The organism is Comamonas thiooxydans, from assembly GCF_000964545.1.
In the GTDB taxonomy this organism is placed as follows: Bacteria; Pseudomonadota; Gammaproteobacteria; order Burkholderiales; family Burkholderiaceae_C; genus Comamonas; species Comamonas thiooxydans.
Window position 1 is genome coordinate 109,368 of record NZ_BBVD01000003.1, and the last position, 23,692, is coordinate 133,059.

General features: G+C 62.5%; 30 protein-coding genes. 15 read left to right on the forward strand and 15 right to left on the reverse strand.

The features are described 5' to 3' along the window. Window positions 1-181: 181 nt before the first annotated feature. Window positions 182-688 (reverse strand): hypothetical protein, encoded by a 507-nt coding sequence (locus Cth01_RS04205; protein WP_045838590.1) that lies wholly within the window; start codon window positions 686-688, stop codon window positions 182-184. A 106-nt stretch (window positions 689-794) separates the two neighbouring features. Between Cth01_RS04205 and Cth01_RS04210 the strand changes: the two genes are divergently transcribed. The 5 genes from Cth01_RS04210 (at window position 795) to Cth01_RS04230 (ending at window position 3,751) form a co-directional block, all read left to right on the forward strand. After that, window positions 795-1,256, forward strand: a complete 462-nt coding sequence (locus Cth01_RS04210) for a hypothetical protein (RefSeq protein ID WP_045838591.1) — start codon at window positions 795-797, stop codon at window positions 1,254-1,256. A gap of 62 nt (window positions 1,257-1,318) precedes the next feature. Beyond that, window positions 1,319-1,525: a DUF3460 family protein gene (locus Cth01_RS04215; protein WP_003051953.1), complete on the forward strand. Its 207-nt coding sequence runs from the start codon at window positions 1,319-1,321 to the stop codon at window positions 1,523-1,525. A gap of 70 nt (window positions 1,526-1,595) precedes the next feature. Continuing rightward, window positions 1,596-2,453, forward strand: a complete 858-nt coding sequence (locus tag Cth01_RS04220) for a segregation and condensation protein A (RefSeq protein ID WP_003065796.1) — start codon at window positions 1,596-1,598, stop codon at window positions 2,451-2,453. A 136-nt stretch (window positions 2,454-2,589) separates the two neighbouring features. Then, complete coding sequence (gene queE / locus Cth01_RS04225) at window positions 2,590-3,228, forward strand: 7-carboxy-7-deazaguanine synthase (RefSeq protein ID WP_034355711.1); 639 nt, start codon at window positions 2,590-2,592, stop codon at window positions 3,226-3,228. A gap of 157 nt (window positions 3,229-3,385) precedes the next feature. Next, a complete protein-coding gene (locus tag Cth01_RS04230; RefSeq protein ID WP_003065792.1) occupies window positions 3,386-3,751 on the forward strand; it encodes a 6-pyruvoyl trahydropterin synthase family protein in 366 nt (121 codons plus the stop codon). Window positions 3,752-3,916: 165 nt separating this feature from the next. On the opposite strand, the gene Cth01_RS04235 is transcribed toward Cth01_RS04230, so the two are convergent. After that, window positions 3,917-4,945: a porin gene (locus Cth01_RS04235; RefSeq protein ID WP_034355713.1), complete on the reverse strand. Its 1,029-nt coding sequence runs from the start codon at window positions 4,943-4,945 to the stop codon at window positions 3,917-3,919. 347 nt (window positions 4,946-5,292) lie between these two features. On the opposite strand from Cth01_RS04235, the gene panD reads away from it, so the two are divergent. The 3 genes from panD (at window position 5,293) to Cth01_RS04250 (ending at window position 6,882) form a co-directional block, all read left to right on the forward strand. After that, window positions 5,293-5,673, forward strand: coding sequence for an aspartate 1-decarboxylase (panD, locus tag Cth01_RS04240; RefSeq protein WP_003065787.1), 381 nt, complete (start codon window positions 5,293-5,295; stop codon window positions 5,671-5,673). 38 nt (window positions 5,674-5,711) lie between these two features. Continuing rightward, window positions 5,712-6,077, forward strand: a complete 366-nt coding sequence (locus Cth01_RS04245) for a 5-carboxymethyl-2-hydroxymuconate Delta-isomerase (protein WP_034355716.1) — start codon at window positions 5,712-5,714, stop codon at window positions 6,075-6,077. Window positions 6,078-6,198: 121 nt separating this feature from the next. After that, complete coding sequence (locus tag Cth01_RS04250) at window positions 6,199-6,882, forward strand: tRNA-uridine aminocarboxypropyltransferase (protein WP_034377892.1); 684 nt, start codon at window positions 6,199-6,201, stop codon at window positions 6,880-6,882. A 27-nt stretch (window positions 6,883-6,909) separates the two neighbouring features. Here the strand turns inward: Cth01_RS04250 and yiaA are convergent, their stop codons facing one another. The 6 genes from yiaA to Cth01_RS04280 form a co-directional block, all read right to left on the reverse strand. Continuing rightward, window positions 6,910-7,428, reverse strand: coding sequence for an inner membrane protein YiaA (yiaA, locus tag Cth01_RS04255; protein WP_003065781.1), 519 nt, complete (start codon window positions 7,426-7,428; stop codon window positions 6,910-6,912). A gap of 197 nt (window positions 7,429-7,625) precedes the next feature. Continuing rightward, window positions 7,626-8,198 carry a DUF4274 domain-containing protein gene (locus tag Cth01_RS04260; RefSeq protein WP_034355721.1) on the reverse strand — a complete coding sequence of 191 codons (573 nt, stop codon included), beginning with the start codon at window positions 8,196-8,198 and terminating at the stop codon, window positions 7,626-7,628. Between the two features lie 49 nt (window positions 8,199-8,247). Next, a complete protein-coding gene (locus Cth01_RS04265) occupies window positions 8,248-8,880 on the reverse strand; it encodes an aminotransferase class IV (RefSeq protein ID WP_034355724.1) in 633 nt (210 codons plus the stop codon). Continuing rightward, window positions 8,877-10,061 carry an aminodeoxychorismate synthase component I gene (pabB, locus tag Cth01_RS04270; protein WP_045838592.1) on the reverse strand — a complete coding sequence of 395 codons (1,185 nt, stop codon included), beginning with the start codon at window positions 10,059-10,061 and terminating at the stop codon, window positions 8,877-8,879. Before pabB ends, Cth01_RS04265 begins: the two co-directional genes overlap by 4 nt. Before the next feature lie 162 nt (window positions 10,062-10,223). Next, the gene (locus Cth01_RS04275) at window positions 10,224-10,523 is read right to left on the reverse strand and encodes a DUF4148 domain-containing protein (RefSeq protein WP_034355729.1); all 300 of its coding nucleotides are present in this window, start codon (window positions 10,521-10,523) and stop codon (window positions 10,224-10,226) included. A gap of 131 nt (window positions 10,524-10,654) precedes the next feature. Then, window positions 10,655-11,389: a Crp/Fnr family transcriptional regulator gene (locus Cth01_RS04280; RefSeq protein ID WP_034355733.1), complete on the reverse strand. Its 735-nt coding sequence runs from the start codon at window positions 11,387-11,389 to the stop codon at window positions 10,655-10,657. 204 nt (window positions 11,390-11,593) lie between these two features. Here Cth01_RS04280 and panB point away from each other — a divergent pair, with 204 nt between their 5' ends. Continuing rightward, on the forward strand, window positions 11,594-12,463 hold the full coding sequence (gene panB, locus Cth01_RS04285; RefSeq protein WP_003065769.1) for a 3-methyl-2-oxobutanoate hydroxymethyltransferase: 870 nt from the start codon (window positions 11,594-11,596) through the stop codon (window positions 12,461-12,463). 39 nt (window positions 12,464-12,502) lie between these two features. Then, window positions 12,503-13,342 carry a pantoate--beta-alanine ligase gene (gene panC, locus Cth01_RS04290; protein ID WP_045838593.1) on the forward strand — a complete coding sequence of 280 codons (840 nt, stop codon included), beginning with the start codon at window positions 12,503-12,505 and terminating at the stop codon, window positions 13,340-13,342. A 153-nt stretch (window positions 13,343-13,495) separates the two neighbouring features. Here panC and Cth01_RS04295 read toward each other — a convergent pair whose 3' ends face one another. Continuing rightward, window positions 13,496-13,897: a hypothetical protein gene (locus Cth01_RS04295; protein ID WP_045838594.1), complete on the reverse strand. Its 402-nt coding sequence runs from the start codon at window positions 13,895-13,897 to the stop codon at window positions 13,496-13,498. A gap of 98 nt (window positions 13,898-13,995) precedes the next feature. On the opposite strand from Cth01_RS04295, the gene Cth01_RS04300 reads away from it, so the two are divergent. After that, window positions 13,996-14,445: a MaoC family dehydratase gene (locus Cth01_RS04300; protein ID WP_012839648.1), complete on the forward strand. Its 450-nt coding sequence runs from the start codon at window positions 13,996-13,998 to the stop codon at window positions 14,443-14,445. Between the two features lie 91 nt (window positions 14,446-14,536). After that, window positions 14,537-16,018: a SulP family inorganic anion transporter gene (locus tag Cth01_RS04305; protein ID WP_045838595.1), complete on the forward strand. Its 1,482-nt coding sequence runs from the start codon at window positions 14,537-14,539 to the stop codon at window positions 16,016-16,018. 20 nt (window positions 16,019-16,038) lie between these two features. Here the strand turns inward: Cth01_RS04305 and Cth01_RS04310 are convergent, their stop codons facing one another. Further along, a complete protein-coding gene (locus tag Cth01_RS04310) occupies window positions 16,039-16,410 on the reverse strand; it encodes a polyhydroxyalkanoate granule-associated phasin (RefSeq protein ID WP_003072662.1) in 372 nt (123 codons plus the stop codon). Window positions 16,411-16,497: 87 nt separating this feature from the next. Then, on the reverse strand, window positions 16,498-17,424 hold the full coding sequence (locus tag Cth01_RS04315) for a LysR family transcriptional regulator (protein WP_045838596.1): 927 nt from the start codon (window positions 17,422-17,424) through the stop codon (window positions 16,498-16,500). A gap of 106 nt (window positions 17,425-17,530) precedes the next feature. Between Cth01_RS04315 and lysA the strand changes: the two genes are divergently transcribed. Beyond that, a complete protein-coding gene (gene lysA, locus Cth01_RS04320; protein ID WP_045838597.1) occupies window positions 17,531-18,778 on the forward strand; it encodes a diaminopimelate decarboxylase in 1,248 nt (415 codons plus the stop codon). A gap of 237 nt (window positions 18,779-19,015) precedes the next feature. Beyond that, complete coding sequence (locus Cth01_RS04325; RefSeq protein WP_045838598.1) at window positions 19,016-19,906, forward strand: DMT family transporter; 891 nt, start codon at window positions 19,016-19,018, stop codon at window positions 19,904-19,906. A 109-nt stretch (window positions 19,907-20,015) separates the two neighbouring features. Here the strand turns inward: Cth01_RS04325 and Cth01_RS04330 are convergent, their stop codons facing one another. The 4 genes from Cth01_RS04330 to Cth01_RS04345 all read right to left on the reverse strand — a co-directional run bounded on the left by Cth01_RS04330 (window position 20,016) and on the right by Cth01_RS04345 (window position 22,540). Next, window positions 20,016-21,026 (reverse strand): NAD(P)H-dependent glycerol-3-phosphate dehydrogenase, encoded by a 1,011-nt coding sequence (locus Cth01_RS04330; RefSeq protein WP_034377905.1) that lies wholly within the window; start codon window positions 21,024-21,026, stop codon window positions 20,016-20,018. Between the two features lie 116 nt (window positions 21,027-21,142). Then, window positions 21,143-21,604, reverse strand: coding sequence for a protein-export chaperone SecB (gene secB, locus Cth01_RS04335; protein WP_003066740.1), 462 nt, complete (start codon window positions 21,602-21,604; stop codon window positions 21,143-21,145). Window positions 21,605-21,801: 197 nt separating this feature from the next. Next, window positions 21,802-22,059, reverse strand: a complete 258-nt coding sequence (gene grxC / locus Cth01_RS04340) for a glutaredoxin 3 (protein WP_003066738.1) — start codon at window positions 22,057-22,059, stop codon at window positions 21,802-21,804. A gap of 73 nt (window positions 22,060-22,132) precedes the next feature. Further along, on the reverse strand, window positions 22,133-22,540 hold the full coding sequence (locus Cth01_RS04345; protein ID WP_003066735.1) for a rhodanese-like domain-containing protein: 408 nt from the start codon (window positions 22,538-22,540) through the stop codon (window positions 22,133-22,135). A 285-nt stretch (window positions 22,541-22,825) separates the two neighbouring features. Here Cth01_RS04345 and gpmA point away from each other — a divergent pair, with 285 nt between their 5' ends. Beyond that, a complete protein-coding gene (gene gpmA / locus Cth01_RS04350) occupies window positions 22,826-23,569 on the forward strand; it encodes a 2,3-diphosphoglycerate-dependent phosphoglycerate mutase (protein ID WP_003066733.1) in 744 nt (247 codons plus the stop codon). Window positions 23,570-23,692 lie beyond the last annotated feature (123 nt).

Here is a 23,692-nt window from a genome sequence, read left to right on the forward strand (position 1 = left end):
CCGTATATTTCACTCTTTCTAGCTTCCGTCGCTTACAGGTAAAGCGCTAATAGCTATCAATTCAGAAGCATCTCGCCCCCCGCCACCACAGCATTCAGGCCCTCTTCAGACCAGAGGCAAAAAGCCCTGTCTGCATCATCGCAAACAGGGCTTTGAAGAGATCCGGTGGCTTTGCAGGCGATCAGCCGCGCGACTCGTCGGGCAGGCGTTCGCGGTTGAGCGTGCGCAGCACCCGGCCATCGGAGCCAAAGGTCACCGTGAACTGCATCTCGCGCGTGGGCGGATCGATGTAGTTCCAGTCCCAGTCGGTTTCCTGCTTGAGCTTGTAAGTCATCATCTTGGCGGGCTTGCCCAGCATGCGGCGCACCTCGTTTTCCTCCATGCCGGGCACGACCTTGGCAAACACATGCGGAGCCAGCACCTGACGCAGCGCACTCATCTTGCCGTCCGCGCCTATGGTGATCATGTAGTTCCTGGCGCCGGCAGGCTGACGGTTGTACTCGAAGGTGCGCGAGCCATCTTCCTCGTTCCAGATGCGCTCGGGCTCGCCAAACTTCGCACGCACATCGGCCTCGGTGGACAGGCCTTCCTCCAGCTCCTTGATCTTCTGCTCGTCACAGCCCAGCAGCGCCAGGGTGCTGATTGCAGCCGCCGCCAGGGCCGCCGTCAAACGGGAAAAAATATTCATGGGCTTGAATCACAATGCTTGCCAGACAGAATGCGAATTCTGACATCAAGCCACCCGCGCACACGCGCCACTTTTGCAAACGCTTGTCAAAACGGAGTCATCCCCAGTGAGCACAACCCTAGAACAACTGTTTTCCCAATTCAGCAGCGCAGCACAGGCGGCCCGGGATCAGCAGGACAAATGGCTGATCATTGATCCCGTCTACGAACACCTGGAGACACTGCAGGACGCCGCACTGGAGCAGGTCCTGCCCCATATCCTGGCGCTGATCGAAACCTATCCCGAACTGGACTACGGCGGCCCCGGTCCGTTCGGCAGCCTGATCGAGGAGCACCCCATGGCCTCCTACACCCCGGCCTTGCTGGCGTCGCTGGAGCGCCAACCCAGCGTGCAGGTGATAGGCTGGCTGGACCGCACCATGCGCGTGGACGAGGACTTCCAGCGCAATGATCCGAACCCGGTCGGATCCGCCGAATTTGCCGCTGTGCTGCGCAAGATCGTCGATTCGCCATTGGCCTCGGACGACTGCAAGGAGTTCGCGCAGATCTGTCTCAAGGATCTGAAATAGCCCGGTGCGGGCCTGGCGCCCGCGTCGGGCTAAAATCCGCTGTTCTGAGAGGTTTTACACATATGTCTTTCTTCCGTCGCCCCGACTACCGTTCCGACACCACCAACTTCATCAACGACCTGAAGCAGCAAAAGCCCGAGCTGGACAAGCAACAGCAAGCCGGTCGCGCCCTGCTGTGGGACAAGGACGTGAACTATGAAGTCTGGGAAGATCTGCGCGCCGGTCGCGTGGAACAACAGCCCTACGTGTACCAGACCAACCACTCCTGATCTTTTCGATGAAATCAGCCTCAAGCGCTTACTCATCAAGCGCGCTCAGCTCTGCAATCCATAGCAGACCATGAGCGAGGCTGAAGAACAGACCCTGTTGCCGGGCCAGAACCCGGACGCTTCTGATCCGTCGCCTTCGGTCGTCGATCAGGTGGCCCTGGCACGCCTGTACGGCGAGCCCCTGTTTGCGCTGCCCCAGGATCTCTATATCCCGCCCGATGCGCTGGAAGTCTTTCTCGAAGCCTTTGAAGGCCCGCTGGACTTGCTGCTCTACCTGATCCGCAAGCAGAACTTCAATATCCTCGACATCCCCATGCTGGACGTGACGCGCCAGTACATGACCTATGTGGACGAGGTGCGCAGCCGCAATCTGGAGCTGGCAGCCGAATATCTGCTGATGGCGGCCATGCTCATCGAGATCAAGTCGCGCATGCTGCTGCCGCCCAAGAAGCAGGAGGACGGCGAGGAAGCCGAGGATCCGCGCGCCGAGCTGGTGCGCCGCCTGCTCGAATACGAACAGATGAAGCTGGCCGCCCAGCAACTGGGACAGCTGCCCACCTACGGGCGCGACTTTCTCAAGGCCACGGTCTATATCGAGCAAAGCCTGCAACCGCGCTTTCCAGATGTGGAAATCGGCGAGCTGCAAGCCGCCTGGCGCGACATCCTCAAGCGCGCCAAGCTGGTGCAAAGCCACAAGATCACACGCGAAGAGCTCTCGGTGCGCGAATACATGAGCCAGATCCTCAAGCAGCTGCAGGGCCAGCGTTTCGTGGAGTTCGAGCGCATCTTCAATCCGGAAAAAGGCTCGACCGTGCTGGTCGTGACCTTTATCGCCATGCTGGAGCTGGCCAAGGAAACGCTAATCGAAATCACCCAGGCCGAAGCCTACGCGCCCATTTATGTGCGCCTGGCCTATACCCCGGTGTGAGGCCGGAGAACAGTTGCAGGGCCTCGGCCTTGCAACCCTATGGCCCACCAGAAGTTCAGCAAGGGCTTACATTCGCATCCTGGGCTGCAGCACGCCAGCCTCCTGTTCCACCGCGCCTTGACGCGACACCTACGACATGACATACAGCGTCAAAGAAATTTTCTACACCTTGCAGGGCGAAGGCGGCCAGGCCGGCACGCCGGCCGTGTTCTGCCGCTTTGCGGGCTGCAATCTGTGGACCGGCCGCGAGCAGGACAGGCCCAATGCCATCTGCCAGTTCTGCGACACCGATTTTGTCGGCACCGACGGCACCCTGGGCGGCAAGTTCGCCACGGCCGATGAACTGGCCGAGCGCATCCTGAGCCAGTGGCCTGCCGACGACAGCCGGCACCGCATGGTGGTGCTGACTGGCGGCGAGCCTTTGCTGCAGGTCGACCCAGCCCTGATCGCCGCCCTGCATGCGCGCGGTTTTCGTATTTCGGTGGAAAGCAATGGCACGGTGGCCGCACCCGAGGGCATAGACTGGCTGTGCATCAGCCCCAAGGCCGGCGCCGACTGGATTCAGCGCAGCGGCCAGGAGCTCAAGCTGGTCTGGCCTCAGCCCACGTTCGATCTGGCGGCCATTGAAGCCAGCACCGAGTTCCAGCACTATTTTCTGCAGCCCATGGACAACGCCCAGCAGGGCAGCAATATTGCCGCCTGTATCGCGCAATGCATGCAGCGCCCCGGCTGGCGCCTGAGCCTGCAAACCCACAAGCTCACGGGCATTCGATGAAACACCCCCTGAGTCGCTTCGCGCCTTCCCCCTCTCTCGCTACGCGGGAGGGAGACGACAGCCTCGCTGCGGGGCGGCGCGGCCGGCCCAGGCCCTTGCTTGCTGTCACTGGCGTTGGTGCGTGCCGGTTGCATGCGCAAAGCCAGAAATAACGTTTATGCAGTTCACCGTTCACCAGCGTTTTTTCTTCGATGCCGCCCATACCCTGGAGCGGGCTATCGAGACCGAGAGCAGCCGCCGCATTCACGGCCATACTTACTGGGCGGAGGTCAGCGTGAGAGGCCCGCGCAATCCGGACAACGGCATGGTCATCGACCTCGGCCACCTGCGCGCGCGCCTGGAGTTGCTGCGCGATCAGCTAGACCATCACTTTCTCGATGAAGTGCCGGGCCTGGGCAAGCCCACGCTGGAAAACCTCTGTCTCTTCATCGCCAATGCCCTGGCCGACCTTGAGCCTGCGCCCAGCCGCATCCGCGTCTGGCGCGACAGCATCGGCGACGGTTGCGTGCTCGATCTGTCCTGAAGACAGCCGCCGCATAAGCCCCGAAACAAACCCCAAAAAAAGGCCCCGCTATTGCGGGGCCAGCTTGCTGAGAGTCAGACGGCTTCCCCACCAGGAGGCCTAACTCGGCAAGATCATCAGGCAGCAGAGTGCGGCAGCCGCCGCAGCTCTTTGCTGCCCATGCTCTTAGAAATTGTGGCGCAGGCCGATTTCGTAGCCCGTCAGGCTCTTGCCCACAGCGGGTGTAGGGCTCAGCGACGAACCCAGCTTGCGGGAAGCCTTGTCGTCATTGCTCATGCGCGCCACGGCTGCATAGATTTCGGTGCGCTTGGACAGCTTGTAGCCATAGCCCAGAGCAAGACGCTGGGAGTCCGCATCGCTTTGCTTCTTGTCCTTGTACCAGGTGTAGGCAGCACGCAGTTCGCCGGCGCCCAGAGGCATTTTCACGCCCAGGCTGTACAGATCGACACGCTTGCCGTTGCCGCGGTCGGACGCGATCAGCAGCATGGGAGTGACAACGCCGAAGTTGTAGGAAGCGCCCAGATTCATGGTCTTATAGTCCACGCCAGCGGCAGCCGTGCCGCCGCGGGCGATGCCGTAGGCTGCGGCAACGTTCAGGGGACCGTTGGCATAGCCCAGACGCAAGCCGGTGGAGCTGGCCAGGCTGTGGTCGTCGGCCTGCTCGCCGAAGCTGTGGGTCAGCTGACCGTAGACGCCACCCAGCTTGGGCAGCAGATAGCTGATGGCATTGGAGTTGCGCTTGGGGTTGGAACCTTCGGAGGTGCCTGCAGCCGAGCCGCTGATCAGGTTATGGCCGTTGATGGCGCCCATGCCGGTGTCGCCAAAGGCATGGAAGGTTTCCAGGTTCTGGTAGGCGGGGGTCTTGTCGCGACCCAGGCGGACTTCACCGAAGTTGCCCAGCAGGCTGACGGTGGAGCGGCGATCGAACTTGAAACCGGAAGCCGTGCCGTCGTCCACGCTCAGGCTGCCCTCCAGCCAGAAATCGGCCTTCAGGCCGCCGCCCAGATCTTCCACGCCGCGAAAGCCCAGACGGCTGCTGGAGTTACCGCCGTTGGCCAGGCCGGAAACGCTTTTGCCGGTCGTGGAGATGTGGGCCACCGACACGTCGGCCACGCCAAAGACGGTCACGCTGGATTGAGCCAGGGCACCGGCGGAAACGGTCAGGGCGGCAAGGGCGAGAAGAGTTCGTTTCATGCTGTTCACTTGTTTGTAGAAATGAGAAAGCCCATGCAGTACGGAAATGGCCTGCCTTGGACGGGCCCCGTCTGGGACTGAAGTCATTAAACAAAGTGAAAATGAAACATTAGTTACAACCCTTAAATTCTCAACAAAACAACAATCTCAACCACAATCGTCACATCGTCCTACATCAGCGGTTGGCAGAACTATCGACATCGAGAATGCGCAGGCGCCGCATTTCCCTGTCAATGCCCTCAATGAACTACATGGGTTTTACCGATCGCATTTAGACTTGCGTGATTTTTCGCAAGCACAGGCCTGCCCCATTCCAGCAACGCGCAAAGCGCCCCAGAGAGACAACCATGTTCCGCACCCTGCTCAAATCCAAGATCCACCGCGTCAAGACCACGCAATGCGAGCTGCACTACGAAGGCTCCTGCGCCATCGACGAGGATCTGCTGGATGCCGCCAACATTGCTGAAAACGAACAGGTCCATATCTGGAATATCGACAACGGAGAGCGCTTCGTGACCTACGCCATCAAGGGCGAGCGCGGCTCGGGCATGATTTCCGTCAACGGTTCGGCCGCTCGCCGCGCCAGCGTGGGCGATCTGCTCATCATTGCCGCCTTCGCCCAGGTTCATGAAAGCGATGTGGCCGAGCACCAGCCGCAGCTGGTCTTTGTGGACGACAGCAACAAACAGGTCGAGCTGCGCCACAAAGTGCCCACCCAGATGCTGTAAAAACGGCTTTTGCCTCCAACACCGAGCGAGAGAACTCCATGCCTCATCTGCATATTGAATACACCGACAACCTGACCGGCCTGAACGAGCGCGAACTGATGCGCGACATCAACGCAGTGGTCTGCTCCCATCCCACCGTTCTCGATGAAGCCGATGTGAAGGCCCGTATTGCCCGCCTGAACATGGACCATGTCTATATCGGCACCCAGCCCGAAAAGCGCGGCTTTGTCCATGTACACCTGCAGCTGATGGCAGGCCGCAGCACCGAAGCCAAGAAGCAGATGTCGGACGGCATCGCCGAAGTCCTGAGCCGCCTCGTGCCCCAGCCTGCCGATGTGATGGTGCAGCTGAGCGTGGACGTATCCGATATGGACAAGGCCACCTACTTCAAGGGTCGCCTGTAAGTCCTTCACGACTCTCTCAACAGCGCCCGCAGCCCATGCTTGCGGGCGTTGCTGTTTCAGGGACATCGGCCTGAATAAAAATCGCCTTGCCTTCTCCAAAGGCACAAACAGCTCTTGAACCATGAGCAGACCTGACCCTCGCCCCCGCTGCCCCCACTGTCACCGAGCACTGCGTACCTGCATCTGCTCGCTGGCCCAGGCGGTCGCGCATCAGGCCGAAGTGCTGATCCTCATGCATCCCATGGAAGTGCATGAAGCCAAGGGCACGGGGCATTTGCTGCATCTGTGTCTGCCGCATAGCCGGGTCATGGTGGGCGAGGAATTCGATGCCACCGAGCTGGAAGCGGCTCTCCATGGAAGCTGGGCCAGCTGGGCCGATACCGATGGTGCGCCACGCCACAGCCTGCTGCTCTACCCCGATACCGCAGAGCAGGATGCCGCCCTGGGGCTGGCTGCGGCCAGCCCCCTACCCTTGCCCTGGCCGCAGCCGCCAGAGCGCCTTCGGCTGGTGGTCATCGACGGCACCTGGCGCAAAAGCCGCAAGATGCTCTATCTCAATCCTGCACTGCAAGCCCTGCCCCGCCTGCCCCTCCAAAATGTGGAGGACTCCGGCTACGCCATCCGCAAGGCCCATCTGCCAGGGCAGCTCTCCAGCTTCGAGGCAGCGGCCCAGGCCCTGGCACAGCTACACAACTGGACCGCAGATGGGTCAGCCAATGCAACACTGCATGAAGTCTTCAAGCAGTTTGTGGCGCAGCAAATGCAGCTGCGCCAACACAATCAGGCGCCCCAAAGGAGCGCCTGATGTTCAGCCGTCAAACGGCTTTTCGACTCAGCGGTTATTGACCACCTGCTCAGGCACATCGGCAGGCTTGGCGGGATCGGTCACCACCAGAGCGGGGCCGCTGCGCTCGCTCTTGCCGCGCTTGCGCTCTGCTGCTCCATCGTCGGCGCTCAGGCTGTCGCGGGTGTTTTTCTGCACGGCAATCGCACCGAACAGGGCCAGCGCAAAAGCCATGGCATAGAAACCTTTTTCGCTGAGCTGCAACGTGGCGTTGAAGAGACCTGTGCCCAGAAGCAGCACCGCGATGATCAGCGCCACCCAGCTGATGCCGTAGTAAATGCCGGTCACGGCAACGCCTTCAAGCTTGTCGCGCACGGTTTTCTGCAGCGAGATGGCCGAGTACAGGCCCAGCACCAGCACGGCAAAGTAAAAGCCTTTTTCGTTGAGCTGCATGGCTGCATTCCACAGCCCGGCCATGAAGGCTACAACACCCAGCAGCAAGGCGGCCCAGGATGCGCCGACAAAGGCTGTTGAAGGCTTGTGGCTGGTGACGGCTTGAGAGTTCATGAGCTTGTCTCGAAAGTTGTGGTGAACGGATAGTAGAAAATCCATTCTCTCAAGCCAAGAGTTTCTTCACAAGGTATCGCCAGAAGATACCCAAAGAGCTATTTTTACTCACCAGGCGCTGGGCTTGGGTTGCAAGCATGCTTACATATGCCCTGAGCTACAACCATTGCCAGGCCATCGCGCGCAGGCTCTGGGCCTCAGTCCTCATCCTCGACTTCGTCCCCATCCATGGCGGCATTGAGCTCCTCCTGGACATGGGGCGGCATGCCGTCTTCCCAGCCATGCTCGTCGACATAGGCATAGATATCGGGTTGCTCGCCGGGCACGGCCTGCAGCATGATGGCCGGAATCTGCCATTTGGCTTCATCGCCCTTGACGGCTTCGCTGGTCCAGTCATAGCCAGGATGCTTTTCATTGCCCGTGGGCGAGGCCAGATCGTTGGCCGGATCCCAGCCAATGGTGGCCGGAGCAAGATTGCCCTGTTCAAAGCGCTGGCTCAGTGCCTGCACACGGGCCCAGCCTGAGCGGTTGATGCTGGGGACCTTGTCCTGCGAAGCATAGTGCTGGAAGTAGCCCGGCTGCTGATACCAGTACAAGGCCTTGGCAACGGCCGGCTCCAGCTTGGGATACTTGCTGATCCAGTCGGGCAGCGCGCTGCCGTTGTCGTAGTTCATGGTGGTGACCACGGCCAGCCACTGAAGGGGCGTGGCAGTGGCCAGGAATTCCTTCATCAGGTCCAGATACAGGGCATCAAAGTCGTCGTCATCCATGGCTGAGACTCCTCCAGGTTGCTTACGTCAGCACAATAACAAACCAGGCCTAGGCGATCAAACGAGCATCCAGCCAGCCACGCAGGCTATTGATAAAGGCCCAGCCGCTAGCATGACGCGCCTGCTCCAGCGTCACCACCTGCTCCGTCAGCCGGCCTTGGGACAGGGCCAGTGCCCGCCCCACGCCCGGCAGCAGCCCGCATTGCAGCGGCGGGGTGACCCAGCGCCCATCCAGCTGCACGGCAATATTGCCGCGCGTGCCTTCGGTGATCTGACCGTCCTCGTTGAAAAGCACGATATCGAAAATGCCGGCGCTCTGGGGCTTGAAAGCGTCGTAATGCTGACGTACCGAGGTTTTGAAACGCACCACATCACTATGCGCCACCGCGTTTGCAATGGGTTGATGCGCCAGCTGCAGCGCCACCGGCTGGACCGAGGGCGGCAATGGCTCGGCCGTGATCTGCACTTCACCGGTGATCGAAAGCGCCAGCCGCACGCGCCAGTCGCCCATGGAATGCGTCTGACTGGCCATGCGCTCCATATCGGACTCCAGCTGCATCTGCATCAAGGGATAGCGAAAATGCTGTGCAGTAATCTGCAAGCGGGCCCAGTGCAAGGCCCAGTTCTGCCAGCGGCCATCCTTGAGCGCCAGGGTTTCGAGAATTTCAAGATTCGTGTTCATGCTCCAACACCTTGCTCAAGCACCTTTAGAAAAGCCTGCTTGTGCTGCCATTCCATCCATTCATCGGCCGCATTGGCGCTGGCCGTGATGCCGCTGCCTATGCCGCAGCTCAGGCGCCCATTCCTGAGCACCACTGTGCGAATGGGAACATTGAAAGTTGCATGAATACTCCCCGGCTTGGCCCCGGGTCGCACCACGCCCAGCGCACCGCAGTAGACACCACGAGGCTCGGGCTCCAGCTCGCGAATCAGGCGCATGGCCTGGCGCTTGGGCGCCCCGGTGATCGAGCCGCAAGGGAACAGCGCCCTGAATACATCCACCAGCCGCACATCCGGGCGCGTGCGTGCCACCACATCCGAGGTCATCTGCCAGACGGCCGGCAGTGCCTGGACCTGAAACAGCTGCGGCACTTTCACGCTGTGCGGCACGGCTATGCGTGACAGATCGTTGCGCAGCAAGTCCACGATCATCACGTTCTCGGCCCGCTCCTTGGCCGACTCGCGCATGGTTTGCGCGGCCTTCGCATCGGCTTCGGGGGTCCTGCCGCGCGCCGCCGTGCCCTTCATGGGGCGGGTCAGAATCCGCTCGCCGTCCCAGTCGAAAAACAACTCCGGGGACAGCGACAGCACCTGCATGTCGCCGCTGTCGACCAGCGCCGCATAGCCTCCGGGCTGGGCCTGCTGCAGCCTTGCAAACAGCTCTTGGGCCAGGGCGGAAGTGTCGGACTCTTTCTCCCCCGAAAGCTCTGCAGTCAAGGGGGCCGTGTAATTGATCTGATAGCAGTCGCCCGCCGCGATGGCCGCATGAATGCGCGCCACATGGGCATCGAACTGTTCGCGGCTCAGAGCCGTCTGCCAATGTATTGCCGCAGAAGGCACGGGCGGGTTCTGCCCGCAGGCAGCCAGCGGCCCACGATGCAGGCCGAACCAGACCAGCGGCTGGCCAGTGGAATTCCTATGCACGGCCTCGGCATAGGCGCGATCAAACCCGCTGGCCGCCTCATAGGCCAGCCAGCCCACGCACCACAGGCCTTGCTCGGCAGCCTGCTGCACGGCTTCCAGCACGGCAGGTACGTCCTCGGGCCGATACGCTTGCAAGACCTTCTCGGGCTCGCCAAAGCCATGCTGCAAACGGGCAGCACCCGTCTGCCAGGGAGCGGTGAAATCAAGAACGGTTTTCAAGTCAGATCACCTGCAAGCACACTATCAATATGCGCCGAATGCTATCAAACTTGCTATATCCATCAGCCTGGCATTGCCGGCATAAAAAAACGCGCTGAAGGAATCCCTCAGCGCGCATCCACCAATAGGCCACCTCTGTCGGGTGGCTAAGAGAGAACTCTGTTACTTGCCGCCCAGTTGCGACTGGTACTTGGCCACGGCAGCCGTGTAGGCGGGGCTGGCCAGCAGACGCTGGTATTCGGCATAAGCCTTGCGGTACTCGGTGCTGAACTCTGTTTCGACATAAGCCGCAGGCGTGGGCATATAACCCAGACCTGCACGCTGGTACATCTCAAGGTCGGCCATCACTTCGGCACGACTTTTGCTGGAGGTTACGGAAGTTTGGGGGAGGTCTTGAGCCATGGCAACCGCGGCGCTGGCGGTCAGCACAGCTGCGGTCAACAAACGGGTGAGGGAGCGCATTTTCAATCCTTTCAACGGCGCAGCGGCGGAAAGAAGACCTGCCGCGTGCTGCACGACTGAACTATGCGCCCGGCCCCCACGAGCCGTCTGTGCGTTTTCTCACGCAAAAACTCATTTCACATTGCGAAAAATCAATGCGCTTCTTCGAGCAACAGCCGCAGGCCATCGACGCGGCAAAGACGCAGATTGCGCCCTTCACGTCTGAGCAGACCCAGGCGCGTGAGCCGCGACATCTCGCGTGCGACCTCTTCGCGGCTGGTGCCCAGCATCAAGGCCAGATCGTTCTGGCGCGGAGCTGGCGACAGCAGGGCCTCGTCGTTCTCGATTCCCGCCATCTCGGCCCGCTCCAGCAACTGGGCATGCAGGCGGCCTCGCACCGTGAGGGTTCCCAGACTGACCACACGCCGTGCCAGCACCCCGGCCAGCTCGCTGAGCCGCTGAACCACGGCCCGCATGACCAGAACATCGCTCATGATCAATGCTTCGAGCTCTGCACTGGAAAGCGATGCCACCAGGCTTTCATGCGTGGCCTGCACCTGCACGGACACATGCTTGACCAGAGGCTTGGACGCGAAAGCACCAAAAAAGAAACCGGGCTCCAGATAACCCAGAATCATGGCCCGCCCGCTGGTGCTGTAGCTGCCGACACTGAGCTGGCCGTTGATCAGCATGTACATGCGCTCATCGGTATAGGCCCCGTGCAGCACCTGTCCCGACTCCAGCCGGTGCCAAAGGCATTGCCCCGCCAGCACGGACAGCCTCTCGTCGGACAGCGACTCCAGCCAGCTCACGCTGCGCAGCCCCTGCCAGGCCACGGCTGAAACAGGGGAAGAAACCGACGACAGCTGAGGCTCGACCATGGACATGAACAACCTTGTGCAAAAAGAAATGGAAGGCCGCAAAACGCAGGGCCATGCAATGCATGGCCACACAGCATAGTAAGGTGGCCGACAGCAGCCATACCCTTTTTCAACGTGGCGCTGCAGCGCAGCATCGCATAGACTCGCGGGCAAATTTGCCTGCAGGCTTTTCTGCGGGGCCCAGCCATAGACAAGACCAGGAGACATCCCATGACCGCTACCGGCACGCCTTACGGCACCATCCCCCCCTCTTCGCCCCAGCCCCAGCGCCGCCCCGTCAGCCTGCCGCGCCTGGCCCAGATGCGCGCGGCCGGTGAAAAAATCACCATGCTGACGGCCTATGACGCCACGTTTGCCGCAGTGGCCGACGCGGCCGGGGTGGAGTGCATCCTGGTCGGCGACTCGCTGGGCATGGTCTGCCAGGGCCTGCACAGCACCGTGGGCGTGACGCTTCAGGATATGGCCTATCACACGGCCAGCGTCACGCGCGGCCTGCATCGCGCCCAGGCCACAGCCTGGGTGATTGCCGACATGCCCTACGGCAGCTATGCAGAAAGTCCCGAGCAGGCCATGCGCAGCGCCTGCCAGCTGATGCAGGCCGGCGCCCATATGGTCAAGCTCGAAGGCGGTGGCTGGACCGCTCCCACCGTGCGCTTTCTCGTCGATCGCGGCGTGCCCGTCTGCGCCCACCTGGGACTGACACCGCAGACCGTGCATGCACTGGGCGGCTACCGCGTCCAGGGCAAGGACGAGCAGGCAGCGGCCACGCTGCGCCAGCATGCGCTGGAGCTGCAGGACGCCGGGGCCGCCATGCTGGTGCTGGAGATGGTGCCCGCAGCCCTGTCCGCCCAACTGACCGAAGAGCTGCCACTGTGCCACACCATAGGCATTGGCGCGGGCAATGGCACGGCCGGCCAGGTTCTGGTGCTGCACGACATGCTGGGCGTGAACCTGGGCAAGATGGCCAGGTTCGTGCACAACTTCATGGCCGATGCAGGCAGCGTCAAGGGCGCCATGGAAGCCTATGTGCAGGCCGTCAAGAATGGCAGCTTCCCCGACAATGCCCTGCACGCCTGGTAAGTCCGGGCTTTTGTTTTTGTTTTCCCCACTGTTTGAGTCATGCAAATCGTTCACACCATCGCCGACCTGCGCGCTGCCCTGGCCGGTCGCGGCCACCCTGCTTTTGTGCCCACCATGGGTAATCTGCACGAGGGCCATCTCTCCCTGGTGCGCCAGGCCCGCCAGCATGGCGATGTGACCGTGGCCAGCATCTTCGTGAACCGTCTGCAGTTTCTGCCTCACGAAGACTTCGACAGCTACCCGCGCACCTTCGATGCCGACTGCGCCAAGCTGGAAGCCGAGGGCTGCGACATCGTCTTCGCCCCCAGGGAGAAAGACCTCTACCCCGAACCGCAGACCTTCAAGATCCAGCCCGATGCGCAGCTGGCCGACATTCTGGAAGGGCAGTTCCGCCCCGGCTTCTTCACCGGCGTCTGCACCGTGGTCATGAAGCTGTTCCAGGCCGTGTTTGCCACCACGGGCGGCGGCACGGCCGTTTTCGGGCAAAAGGACTATCAGCAGCTGATGGTGATCCGCCGCATGGTGCAGCAGTTCGCCCTGCCCATAGAGATCATCGGCTGCGCCACGGCGCGCGCCGACAGCGGCCTGGCACTGAGCTCGCGCAACGGCTACCTCAGCGATGAGCAGCGTGTGCAGGCCATGGCGCTGTCGCAGGCGCTCAAGGCACTGGCCGATGCCGCACGCCAGGGCGGCAATCTGGCCGACCTCGAAACGCAGGCCATGGCCGCGCTGCGTGCCAAGGGCTGGGAACCCGACTATCTGAGCGTGCGCCAGCGCAGCGATCTGCAAGCGCCTGCTGATGCGCGCAGCGGCGATCTGGTGGCCCTGGGCGCTGCACGCCTGGGCAGCACCCGGCTCATAGACAACCTGGAGTTCTAGCCCCTCTTAGGCGCTTTGTGGCGGGGCATGTGGGCAACGGGCGGCACACCCGCTGTGGCGCGGCCAACCCAGGATCAGGCCCTTGCCCCGTGTCTCTGATTCAGGCCGCGCCAGTGTCAGGCATCAAGAACAATGCAGAGGCTAGTAGCGCTCTCAGCACTGGTAGGAGTCCACGGAGCATTGGCCTGCCGGTGCCCTCAACTCCAGGCCCCGGCCCTGCAAGCGGCAGAACAGGCCGCTGCCCATTTCCAGCTCCAGCACAAAATCGGCATCGCTGACAAAAGGCAGGGGCAGGCTGCGCAGACGCTGACCAGCAATATGCAGCTGCGCTTGCCGGACACGGCCCACGGCAGCCAGGATTGGAGTCAAATCAGCCTCTGAAGCTTCTTCAGTAAGCGCAATGTGCTTGCATATCAATAGCAACGGCTGCCACAGGCCCTCGCCAGCGCCTGCTCTGTCGCCGTCATACAGACGGGCGGCGGAAAAGCGGATCTGCAATGCGCCGTCCTGCAGGCTGATTGCGGCGACCTCGGAATCTTCAAACTCGAAATTCATGGGCCCGAGCATAGCGCTCTGGCACCTTGGCAACAGCAGCCAGGGCCGCTGCCGCGCATACTGCCGGCTACTCCACACAAGAAGGAACGAGGAGCCAAATGAGCGAAAAACTGTATCTCGATGATCTGTACGTGGGCCAGAAGTTCGTCAGCGAGGGCTACCCGCTGGATGAAGCGCAAATCATTGCCTATGCCAGGCAGTTCGACCCCCAGGTCTTTCACCTCGACCCCGAAGCCGCCAAGCACACCTTCTTCCAGGGCCTGGCCGCCAGCGGCTGGCATACGGCCTCCATCAGCATGCTGCTGGTGACGCAAAGCATTCCCCTGGCCGACGGCGTGATCGGTGGCGGCATGGAAGAGCTGGCCTGGCCCCAGCCCACACGCCCTGGTGACGTGCTGCAGGTCGAGTCGGAAATCGTGGAGATCATTCCTTCCCAGTCCAAACCCAACCGGGCCCTGGTGCGCGTGCTCTCCCACACCAAAAACCAGCGCGGCGAGGTGTTGCAGCGCTTCAGGCCCAAGATGGTGTGCTTCAAGCGCCCGGCCTGACCCTCGCGCAGCAAAAGTCCTGGGCACTGCTTAATATCGCCCACCGGCGCTGCCTGCTCTGCACAGGCAGCGCATCACTTGCTGCTGCGATATGAATCCCCATTTTTCCATGAGCCGATGGCGCGCCGAATGGGCGCCCAGCGTACCGCGCGAGCTGCTGGCCGGCGCCGTCGCCACGTTTGCGCTGATTCCCGAGGTCATTGCCTTTTCCTTTGTCGCGGGTGTAGACCCGGCCGTGGGGCTGTATGCCTCCTTCATCATCAGCATCGTGATTGCCGTTTTCGGCGCACGTCCGGCCATGGTCTCGGCAGCGGCCGGCTCGGTGGCCCTGGTGGCGGCTCCGCTGGTCGCATCGCATGGTCTGCAATATCTGCTGGCCGCAGGCTTGCTGGCGGGTGCCATGCAGATCGCCTTCGGCCTGTGCAAGATGGGCAGCCTGGTGCGCTTTGTCTCCAGCTCGGTGCGCACGGGTTTTGTCAACGCGCTGGCCATTCTGATCTTTTCAGCCCAGCTGCCGCATCTGCATGGAGCCAACACCGCCACCTGGGCCATGCTGGCCCTGGGCCTGGCCCTGATCTACGGCCTGCCCTGGCTGGGACAGAGGCTGCAGCTCAAGGCGCTGGGAGCCATTCCCTCACCACTGATCTGCGTGCTGGTGCTGACGCTGCTCGCCAGCTTCATGGGTCTGCCGCTCAAGACTGTGGCCGATCTGGGTCATCTGCCGGACAGCCTGCCGCTGTTCGCCCTGCCCGAAATCCCTGCGAGTCTGGAGACGCTGCGCATCATCGCCCTGCCAGCCCTGGCCATTGCCATGGTGGGCCTGCTGGAGTCGGTTCTCACGGCAGCCGTGGTGGACGACCTGACGGGCACGCCCAGCAACAAGAGCCGCGAGTGCACGGGCCTGGGCCTGGCCAATGTCTCGGCCAGCCTGTTCGGCGGCATTGCGGGCTGCGGCATGATAGGCCAGGCGGTGGGCAATGTGAAATACGGCGGCCGCGGCCGCCTGTCCACCCTGTTTGCCGGGGTGTTTCTGCTGATTCTCATGGTCGCCCTCAAGCCCTGGGTGTCCCGGGTACCGGTGATTGCTCTGGTGGCCATCATGGTCATGGTGTCGGTCTCGACCTTCGACTGGAAGTCGCTGGGCAATCTGGTGCGCCACCCGCGCCTGTCCAGCTCGGTGATGCTGGTGACGGTGGTCATCACCATCGCCACCCACAATCTGGCCGCCGGCGTGGTGGCGGGCGTGCTGCTCTCGGGCGTGTTCTTCACCTTCAAGGTGGCCAATATGCTGCAGGTCCAGGGCGGCCTGAACGAGGCTGGCGATCTCTATACCTGGACGGTGAGCGGCCAGGTGTTTTTTGCCTCTGCCGATGCTCTGATCGAAGCCTTCGACGTGCGTGCCGCAGCCGGAAAGCAGGCCCGCATCGATGTCGGTGGCGCGCATTTCTGGGACATCACCGCCGTGGGCGCGCTGGACAAGGTGATGGAGCGCCTGCGCCAGCATGGCTGCCACGTGGAGCTGACGGGGCTGGACGAGGCCAGTCAACGACTGATAGAACGCATCAGGGTCTAGGTTTGGCGGCTGGTGGCCGCTTATTTCAGGCTGGTCTGCGACAGGCGCTTGGCATTGGCCACGGCCTTGCGGCGAATCGGCGCCAGGCTTCTGGCCGCCACCTTGTCGGCCGCCACGGGCAGCTTCTGACCCATGGTCCAGGGGTTGCGCATCCAGGCCAGACACAGTTGCTGCTGCACCTTGAACATTTCGGCCCCCATGGTCAGCCAGGCCTGACTGAAGGCGACCTGCTTTTCCACCACCATGCGCGTGAACTCCTTCTGGTCGCGCGCAGAGAGCACCGGACCGCTGAGGGCCATGCGCGTGAGCCGGTGGTTGATGACCTGAGGCACGGCCATGCTGATGTCCAGCAGTTCGCTGGCAGTGCGGTGGGGGATGGCGGATTCAGGCATGTGTAACTCCTTGCATTCAGGCGTTTTATTGTGCACTGCAACATAGAAGTTTGCGCAAGCTCACCTGTGAAAGCCCTATCGCCGAATTCAGCGCCTGTGCCCAAGCAGGCTGAGTGCCTCCTGCTCCAATGCCGCCGTCAGCCAGGGCAGGCCCGCATCGGCAGGCCGGTGCAGCGGCAGCAGCATATGCACCTGAAACGCTATCGAAAACGCCAGCGGCCGCACCACCAGCTGCGGGCCGGCACAAGCCCGCGCAGTCAGCGGGTTGACGATGGCCAGACCCAGGCCGTGCTGGACCATGGCGCAGACGGCAACGGCGCTGGCGGTCTCCAGGCTCAGCCGGCGCTGCACGCCGGCGCGGGCAAACACCGCATCGATCTGCGCCCTGTAGGGGTCGTCGCGCGCCAGGCTGATGAAGGATTCGCCTTCAAAGTCCCGCGCGCTGAGCAGCGCCTTCTGCGCCAGCGGGTGGCTGGCAGGCAACACGGCCACTTCGTCCATGGCAGGCAAGGGCTGGCTGCGTGTGCCCGGTGGCGCATCGGCCAGCTCGGACAGGCCCAGATCGAAGCGCTGGGCCGCCATCCATTCCTGCAGCAGCGGTGCCTCCTGGGTGCTCACGCTCACGGCCACTGCGCCGTGACTGGCCTGCATACGCGCCAGCGCGCCCGGCAGCAAGGCGTGGCTGAGGGCTGGCAGACACAGCACGCTGATGCTCGCCCCTTGCGGGCGCCCCAGCTCCACGGCGCGGTCGATCACGCGCTCCAGGCCCTGCCAGCTGCGCCGCACCTCGTCCCAGAGCAGCAAGGCACGTGCATTGGCACGCAGCCGGCCCTGCACGCGCTCGAACAGCGCATAGCCCAGCAGTTGCTCCATGCGAGCCAGCTCGCGGCTCACCGTGGGCTGCGAGGTATAGAGCAGTTGCGCCGCACCCGTGACGCTGCCGGCCGTCATGACGGCACGGAACACCTCGATATGGCGATGGGTGATGCGCTGAGAAGCTTCTGAATCGGTCATACCAAAAGCATATCAATATTGAATGATCTTCAAAAATCAAGCTATTGGACTGAATAGATAGTCGCATGCATGATGCGCTGAACTATTCCCTTTCAAGAGACCACCCATGGCAAACCCCTTCTCTCCCGCACAGCTCTGGAACCTGGCCGACCAGTACGGCACGCCGCTGTGGGTGTATGACGCCGCCACCATCCGCGAGCGCATTGCCCAGCTCAAGGCTTTCGACACCGTGCGCTTTGCCCAGAAGGCCTGCTCCAACATTCACATCCTCAAGCTCATGCGCGAGCAGGGCGTGAAGGTGGATGCGGTCTCGCGCGGCGAAGTCCTGCGCGCACTGGCGGCGGGCTTCACGCCCGGCTTCGGCGAGCCTGCCGACATCGTCTTCACGGCCGACGTGATGGACGAAGCCACGCTGGCCACCGTGGTCGAGCACCAGGTGCCTGTGAACGCGGGCTCCATCGACATGCTGCACCAGTTGGCCGCCGTGTCCAGGGGCCACCATGTCTGGCTGCGCATCAACCCCGGCTTCGGCCACGGCCACAGCAACAAGACCAACACCGGCGGCGAGCACAGCAAGCACGGCATCTGGCACAGCGAACTCGAAGCCGCGCTGGACGCCATCAAGGCCGGCGGCCTGGTGCTGGCCGGCCTGCACATGCACATCGGCTCGGGCGTGGACTACGGCCATCTGCAGGAAGTCTGCGGCGCCATGGTCAAGCTGGTCGAGCGCACCAAGGCGGCGGGCGTGGACCTGCATGCGATTTCGGCCGGCGGCGGCCTGTCCATCCCCTATCGTGCTGGCGATGCCACCATCGACACCAACCACTACCACGGTCTGTGGGATGCGGCGCGCAAGCAGGCAGAAGGCATCGTGGGCCACAGCCTGGGTCTGGAACTGGAGCCCGGCCGCTTCCTGGTGGCCGAGTCCGGCGTGCTGCTGGGCACCGTGCGCGCCACCAAGAATGCGGGCAGCAACCACTTCGTGCTGGTGGACACCGGCTTCAACGAGCTGATGCGCCCCAGCATGTACGGCAGCTACCACGGCATGGAAGTGCTGCGCCGCGACGGCCAGAACCTGCCCGCGCAGGACAGCGTGGTGGCCGGCCCACTGTGCGAATCGGGCGATGTCTTCACCCAGGGCGACGGCGGCGTGGTGCTGCCGCGCTCGCTGGCCGGCGCCAGCGTGGGCGACCTGCTGGTGATTCACGACACGGGCGCCTATGGCAGCTCCATGTCCAGCAACTACAACACCCGCCCGCTGGCCGCCGAAGTGCTGGTCGATGGCGCGCAGACCCAGCTGATTCGCCGTCGCCAGACGGTGGAGGAACTGCTGGCCCTGGAATTGGGCTTGTAAGCTCCCCCTGAGCCGCTTTGCGGCTTCCCCCTCTCTCTACGCGCTGCGCGCTATGGGAGGGGGACGCAGCCATCGCTGCGGGGCGGCCCTTGCTTGGCTGCTCTTGTTTGGCCCGCGCCCTTTAGCAATTGCATCTTCAAGTTAAATAGCAGCTAGCGCTTATCTTTAAAGGGTTTCAGGCCAGAATCACCTGAAATCTTTTCTCTAGGCACCGCCCAGTGCCCGGTACGTTCTTCCATGTCACAGCACTCCGCCCCTTCAGTCCATCGCCATACGCTGACGGGCATCGGCTTCACGGTGCTGGCCTGCGCCTGTTTTTCGATACTCGATACAGGCTCCAAATATGCGGGCGCCCTGCTGCCGCTGCTGATGGCGTTGTGGCTGCGCTATGCGCTGCAGTCGGCGCTGACCGTGGGCTTTGGCGTGGCTCGCCATGGACTGGACATCTTTCGCACCCGGCGCCCGGGCTTTCAGTTTCTGCGCGCCATTCTGTTTTGCCTGAGCAATGCGCTGGCCATGCTCAGCCTGCGCTATCTGCCGCTGGCGGAGTTCACGGCCATCGTGGCGCTGACGCCGCTGGCACTGACCCTGCTGGCCGCGCTCTGGCTGGGCCAGCAGGTCAGCCCCTTGCGCTGGGTGCTGGTGGCGCTGGGCTTTGCGGGTACGCCGGTCATCCTGCGGCCGGGCGGCGGCCAGTTCAGCGGCTGGGCCCTGGTCTGGCCTGCGCTGCAGCTGCTGGCCAATACCGCCTATCAGATCCTGAGCAGTCGCATGGCGGGCAAGGAGCGCCCGCTGACCACGCAGATCTACACCAGCCTAGTGGCCCTGAGCCTGAGCTGCATGGCCCTGCCCTGGGTCTGGCAGCTGCCGGACAGCGCCGCGCTCTGGCTGGCCGCGATTGCCATGGGCGCAGGCAGCGCCGTCGGACACCTGATGCTGCTCAAGGCCTATGAAAAAGCCGAGCCTGCGACCATCACGCCGTTTCTCTACAGCCAGATTCCCTGCGCACTGCTGGCAGGCTGGCTGGTCTATGGCCATATCCCCGACCAATGGGCCGTACTGGGCATGGTCGTCATTGCGCTGTGCGGGGCGGCGAGTGCCTGGCTCAGCGTCAGAGAGGGCAAATAGGCATTGCCCCTAAAACAATAGCTGCAAGCGCATGAATTCATTGCATTTCAGACACAAAATCATCTGAAATCCATGAATATCAGGCGATAGAAGCTATGGTTTTATTGGCTTATTCGCCGCGCGGATCGCGCACCATCAGGTGCTGCACGGCTTCGGTGACCGGAAGCTGGCCGTCCAGCAGGGCAACCACGGTTTCGGTGATGGGCATTTCCACACCGACCTGGCGTGCCCGGGCGAGCACGGTGCGGGCGCTGTACACACCCTCGGCCACATGGCCCAGCGATGTCACGGCCTGCTCCAGGCTCTTGCCTTCGGCCAGCAGCAGGCCCACCTTGCGATTGCGCGAGAGATCGCCGGTGGCGGTCAGCACCAGATCGCCGAGGCCGGACAGGCCCATGAAGGTTTCGGCGCGCGCGCCCAGGGCCACGCCCAGACGCGTCATCTCGGCCAGGCCGCGCGTGACCAGGGCCGCACGCGCGTTCAGCCCCAGCTGCAGGCCGTCGCAAAGACCCGTGGCAATGGCCAGCACATTCTTGACGGCACCACCCACTTCCACGCCCACGATGTCGTGATTGGCATAGACGCGCATGGCTTCGCCGTGAAAGGCCGACACCAGCAGCTCGCTCACGCCCTCATGGGCGCTGGCTGCCACCAGAGCCGTAGGCTGCTGGCGTGCCACCTCGGCCGCAAAGCTGGGGCCGCTGAGCGCACCGCTTTGCAGCTGCGGCGCCACCTGCTGGCAGACTTCATGCGCCATCAGCCCATAGCTGCCGGCAGGTGCGTCGGCGGCCACGGCCTCGAAGCCCTTGCACAGCCAGACCACGGGCCGGCGGCAATCCTTGAGCTGGCCCAGCCACTGGCGCAGCGCCGCCATGGGCGTGCCCAGCACGATCAGATCGGCATCCGCCACATGGGCCATCACATCTCCGCTGACCACCGTAAGCGCATCCGGGAAGCGGATGCCGGGCAGATAGCGGCTATTCGCGCGTTCGGCCTGCATGAGCTGCGCCTGCGCCGGGTCACGCGCCCAGAGGCTGACGCGATCCTGCTCCGGATGGGTGGCCGCGCTGATGGCCATGGCCGTACCCCAGGCGCCAGCGCCGATGACAAGAATTTTCATACCTGAATTTTGATAGCAGTTTGTGCACAACGCACAAGAAAAAGAGGCCGCTAGGGCCTCTTTTTTGCCTGGCTGCCGATTCTTGCACATCGCAGGAATCAGCAATTGCCATCAGCTTACTGGGGCAGCTGGCCTTCGGCCTGTGCTGCGGCAGCCGCTTGCTGCTGCTCGTACATGGCCTGGAAGTTGATTTCGGCCAGGTGCACGGGAGGGAAGCCGGCGCGGGTCACCACGTCGGCCACGTTGCCGCGCAGATAGGGGTAGATGATCTGGGGGCAGGCAATGCCGATCACGCCGCCCATCTGATCTTCGGGCACGTTGCGGATTTCGAAGATGCCGGCCTGCTTGGCTTCGACCAGGAACACGGTCTTGTCCTGAATCTTGGTCTGAACCGTTGCGGTCACGGCCACTTCGTAGACGCCTTCAGCCACGGGAGTGGCTTCCACACCCAGCTGGATGTCCACGCTGGGCTGCTCTTGCTCCAGCAGGATGGCAGGAGAGTTGGGCTGCTCCAGGGACAGGTCCTTCAGATACACGCGCTGGATCTGGAACACGGGGCTGTTGTCTTGTTCGGCCATGATGAGTTAGGTCTTTCAGAAAATCTTGAGAGGGAAATGAAAATGCCTGCGCAGAGGACTAGCACGCAGCTATCCTCACAGCAGGCATTTCCATGAAATAGCGCTTTGCATTATGCAGTGACAGCCAGAGGCTGCATCGTAGCAAGCAGCACAAGGCGCAAATTCATGCCGTTTGGCGGCAGTGGCACGGCGCGTAATCAGCTTTGCAGCAGGGGTAGCAGACCGCCCTTGGCATCCAGCGCCATCAGATCGTCGCAACCGCCCACATGGGTATCGCCAATGAAGATCTGGGGTACGGTGCGGCGGCCGGTGACCTGCATCATGTGATCGCGGGCAGCGGTATCGAAATCGATGCGCACTTCCTCGATCTGATCCACGCCCTTGGACTTGAGAATCTGCTTGGCACGAATGCAATAGGGGCAGACGGCGGTGGTGTACATCTTCACGGCTTGCATGAGCAACTTCCTTGTAGTTTTTGCAATGCAGCATGCTGTGCTGCAGTCGTCAGAGTTCTCAGTTGCGGCCGAATCAGGCTTTTTCAACCGGCAGGCCGGCATCGCGCCAGGCCTTCATGCCGCCAGCCAGCGCCTGGGCCTTTTCGTAACCCAGCTTCTTGGCCACGGCCTCGGCACGCACGGCACGGGCGCCCGATGCACACACCAGCACCACGGGCAGCTGCTTGTTCTTGACGGTGGTGGGCAGCTTTTCTTCCAACTGGCTCAGCGGCAGGTTCCTGGCTCCGTTGACATGGCCGGCGGCAAACTCTTCGGGCTCGCAGACGTCCAGCACCACGGCTTTTTCACGGTTGATCAGGTGCACCGCAGCCGCTGCCGACAGCGAACCACCTGTCGCTCCGCGCAGTGCGGGCAGCAGCAGCATCACACCCGAAGCCACGGCAATCAGGATCAAATACCAGTTATCAATGATGAATTTCACGTCATTCCTTGGGATGGCAAACCGAACGATTTTAGAGGCAGGCTTGCCGGCGGATCGCGCCAGAGGGCCACAGCCCCTCCTCCCGTAATCCCAAACCCTCTGTTCATATGCCCTAGGCCGCAAGTGAGTGCTCTGCACAATCCCCGAAGGGCCCAACAGGAATAGCTTGGCGGCCACCGCTGGACACGACCGGCTTACCTTGCCTCAAGCCCGGACAAAGGCCAGCCCCTAAAATGCACGGTTTTGACTTTGTGTCATTACTGCTTTGCTACTTTGAGAGAATCCATGTACAAGCTCGTTCTGATCCGCCACGGTGAATCCACCTGGAACCTTGAAAACCGCTTCACCGGCTGGACCGATGTGGATCTGACTGCCACCGGCGTCGAACAGGCCAAGAAGGCCGGCCAACTGCTCAAGGCAGAAGGCTATGACTTCGATGTGGCCTATACCAGCGTGCTCAAGCGCGCCATCCGTACCCTGTGGCATGTGCAGGATGAAATGGACCGCACCTGGCTACCCGTGGTGCATAGCTGGCGCCTCAACGAACGCCACTACGGCGGTCTGCAGGGTCTGAACAAGGCCGATATGGCCAAGCAGTACGGCGACGAACAAGTGCTGGTCTGGCGCCGCAGCTACGACGTGCCGCCTCCCGCCCTGGAAGCCACCGACCCGCGCAGCGAACGCAGCGATGTGCGCTACGCCAAGCTGCAGCCCGAGCAGATCCCGCTGACCGAGTGCCTCAAGGACACGGTGGCCCGCGTTGTGCCGTTCTGGGACGAGTCCATCGCACCCGCCATCAAGGCCGGCAAACGGGTGGTTGTGGCCGCACACGGCAACTCCATCCGCGCCCTGATCAAGTATCTGGACAACATCGCCGACGACCAGATCGTGGGCGTGAACGTGCCCAACGGCATTCCTCTGGTCTATGAGCTGGACGCCGACCTCAAGCCCATCCGCCACTACTACCTGGGCGACGCCGAAGCCGCAGCCAAGGCTGCAGCGGCAGTTGCAGCCCAGGGCAAGGCCTGAGAGAGACCTCTTCACCGTTCCTGTTCAGGCCGCTTGCGCAGTCTGAACAGGACTGACACGGCAAAAGGCCTGTGGAACCTCATGGGCCTTCCGCCGTCCAAGGTGTATATTGCGAATGGTTTA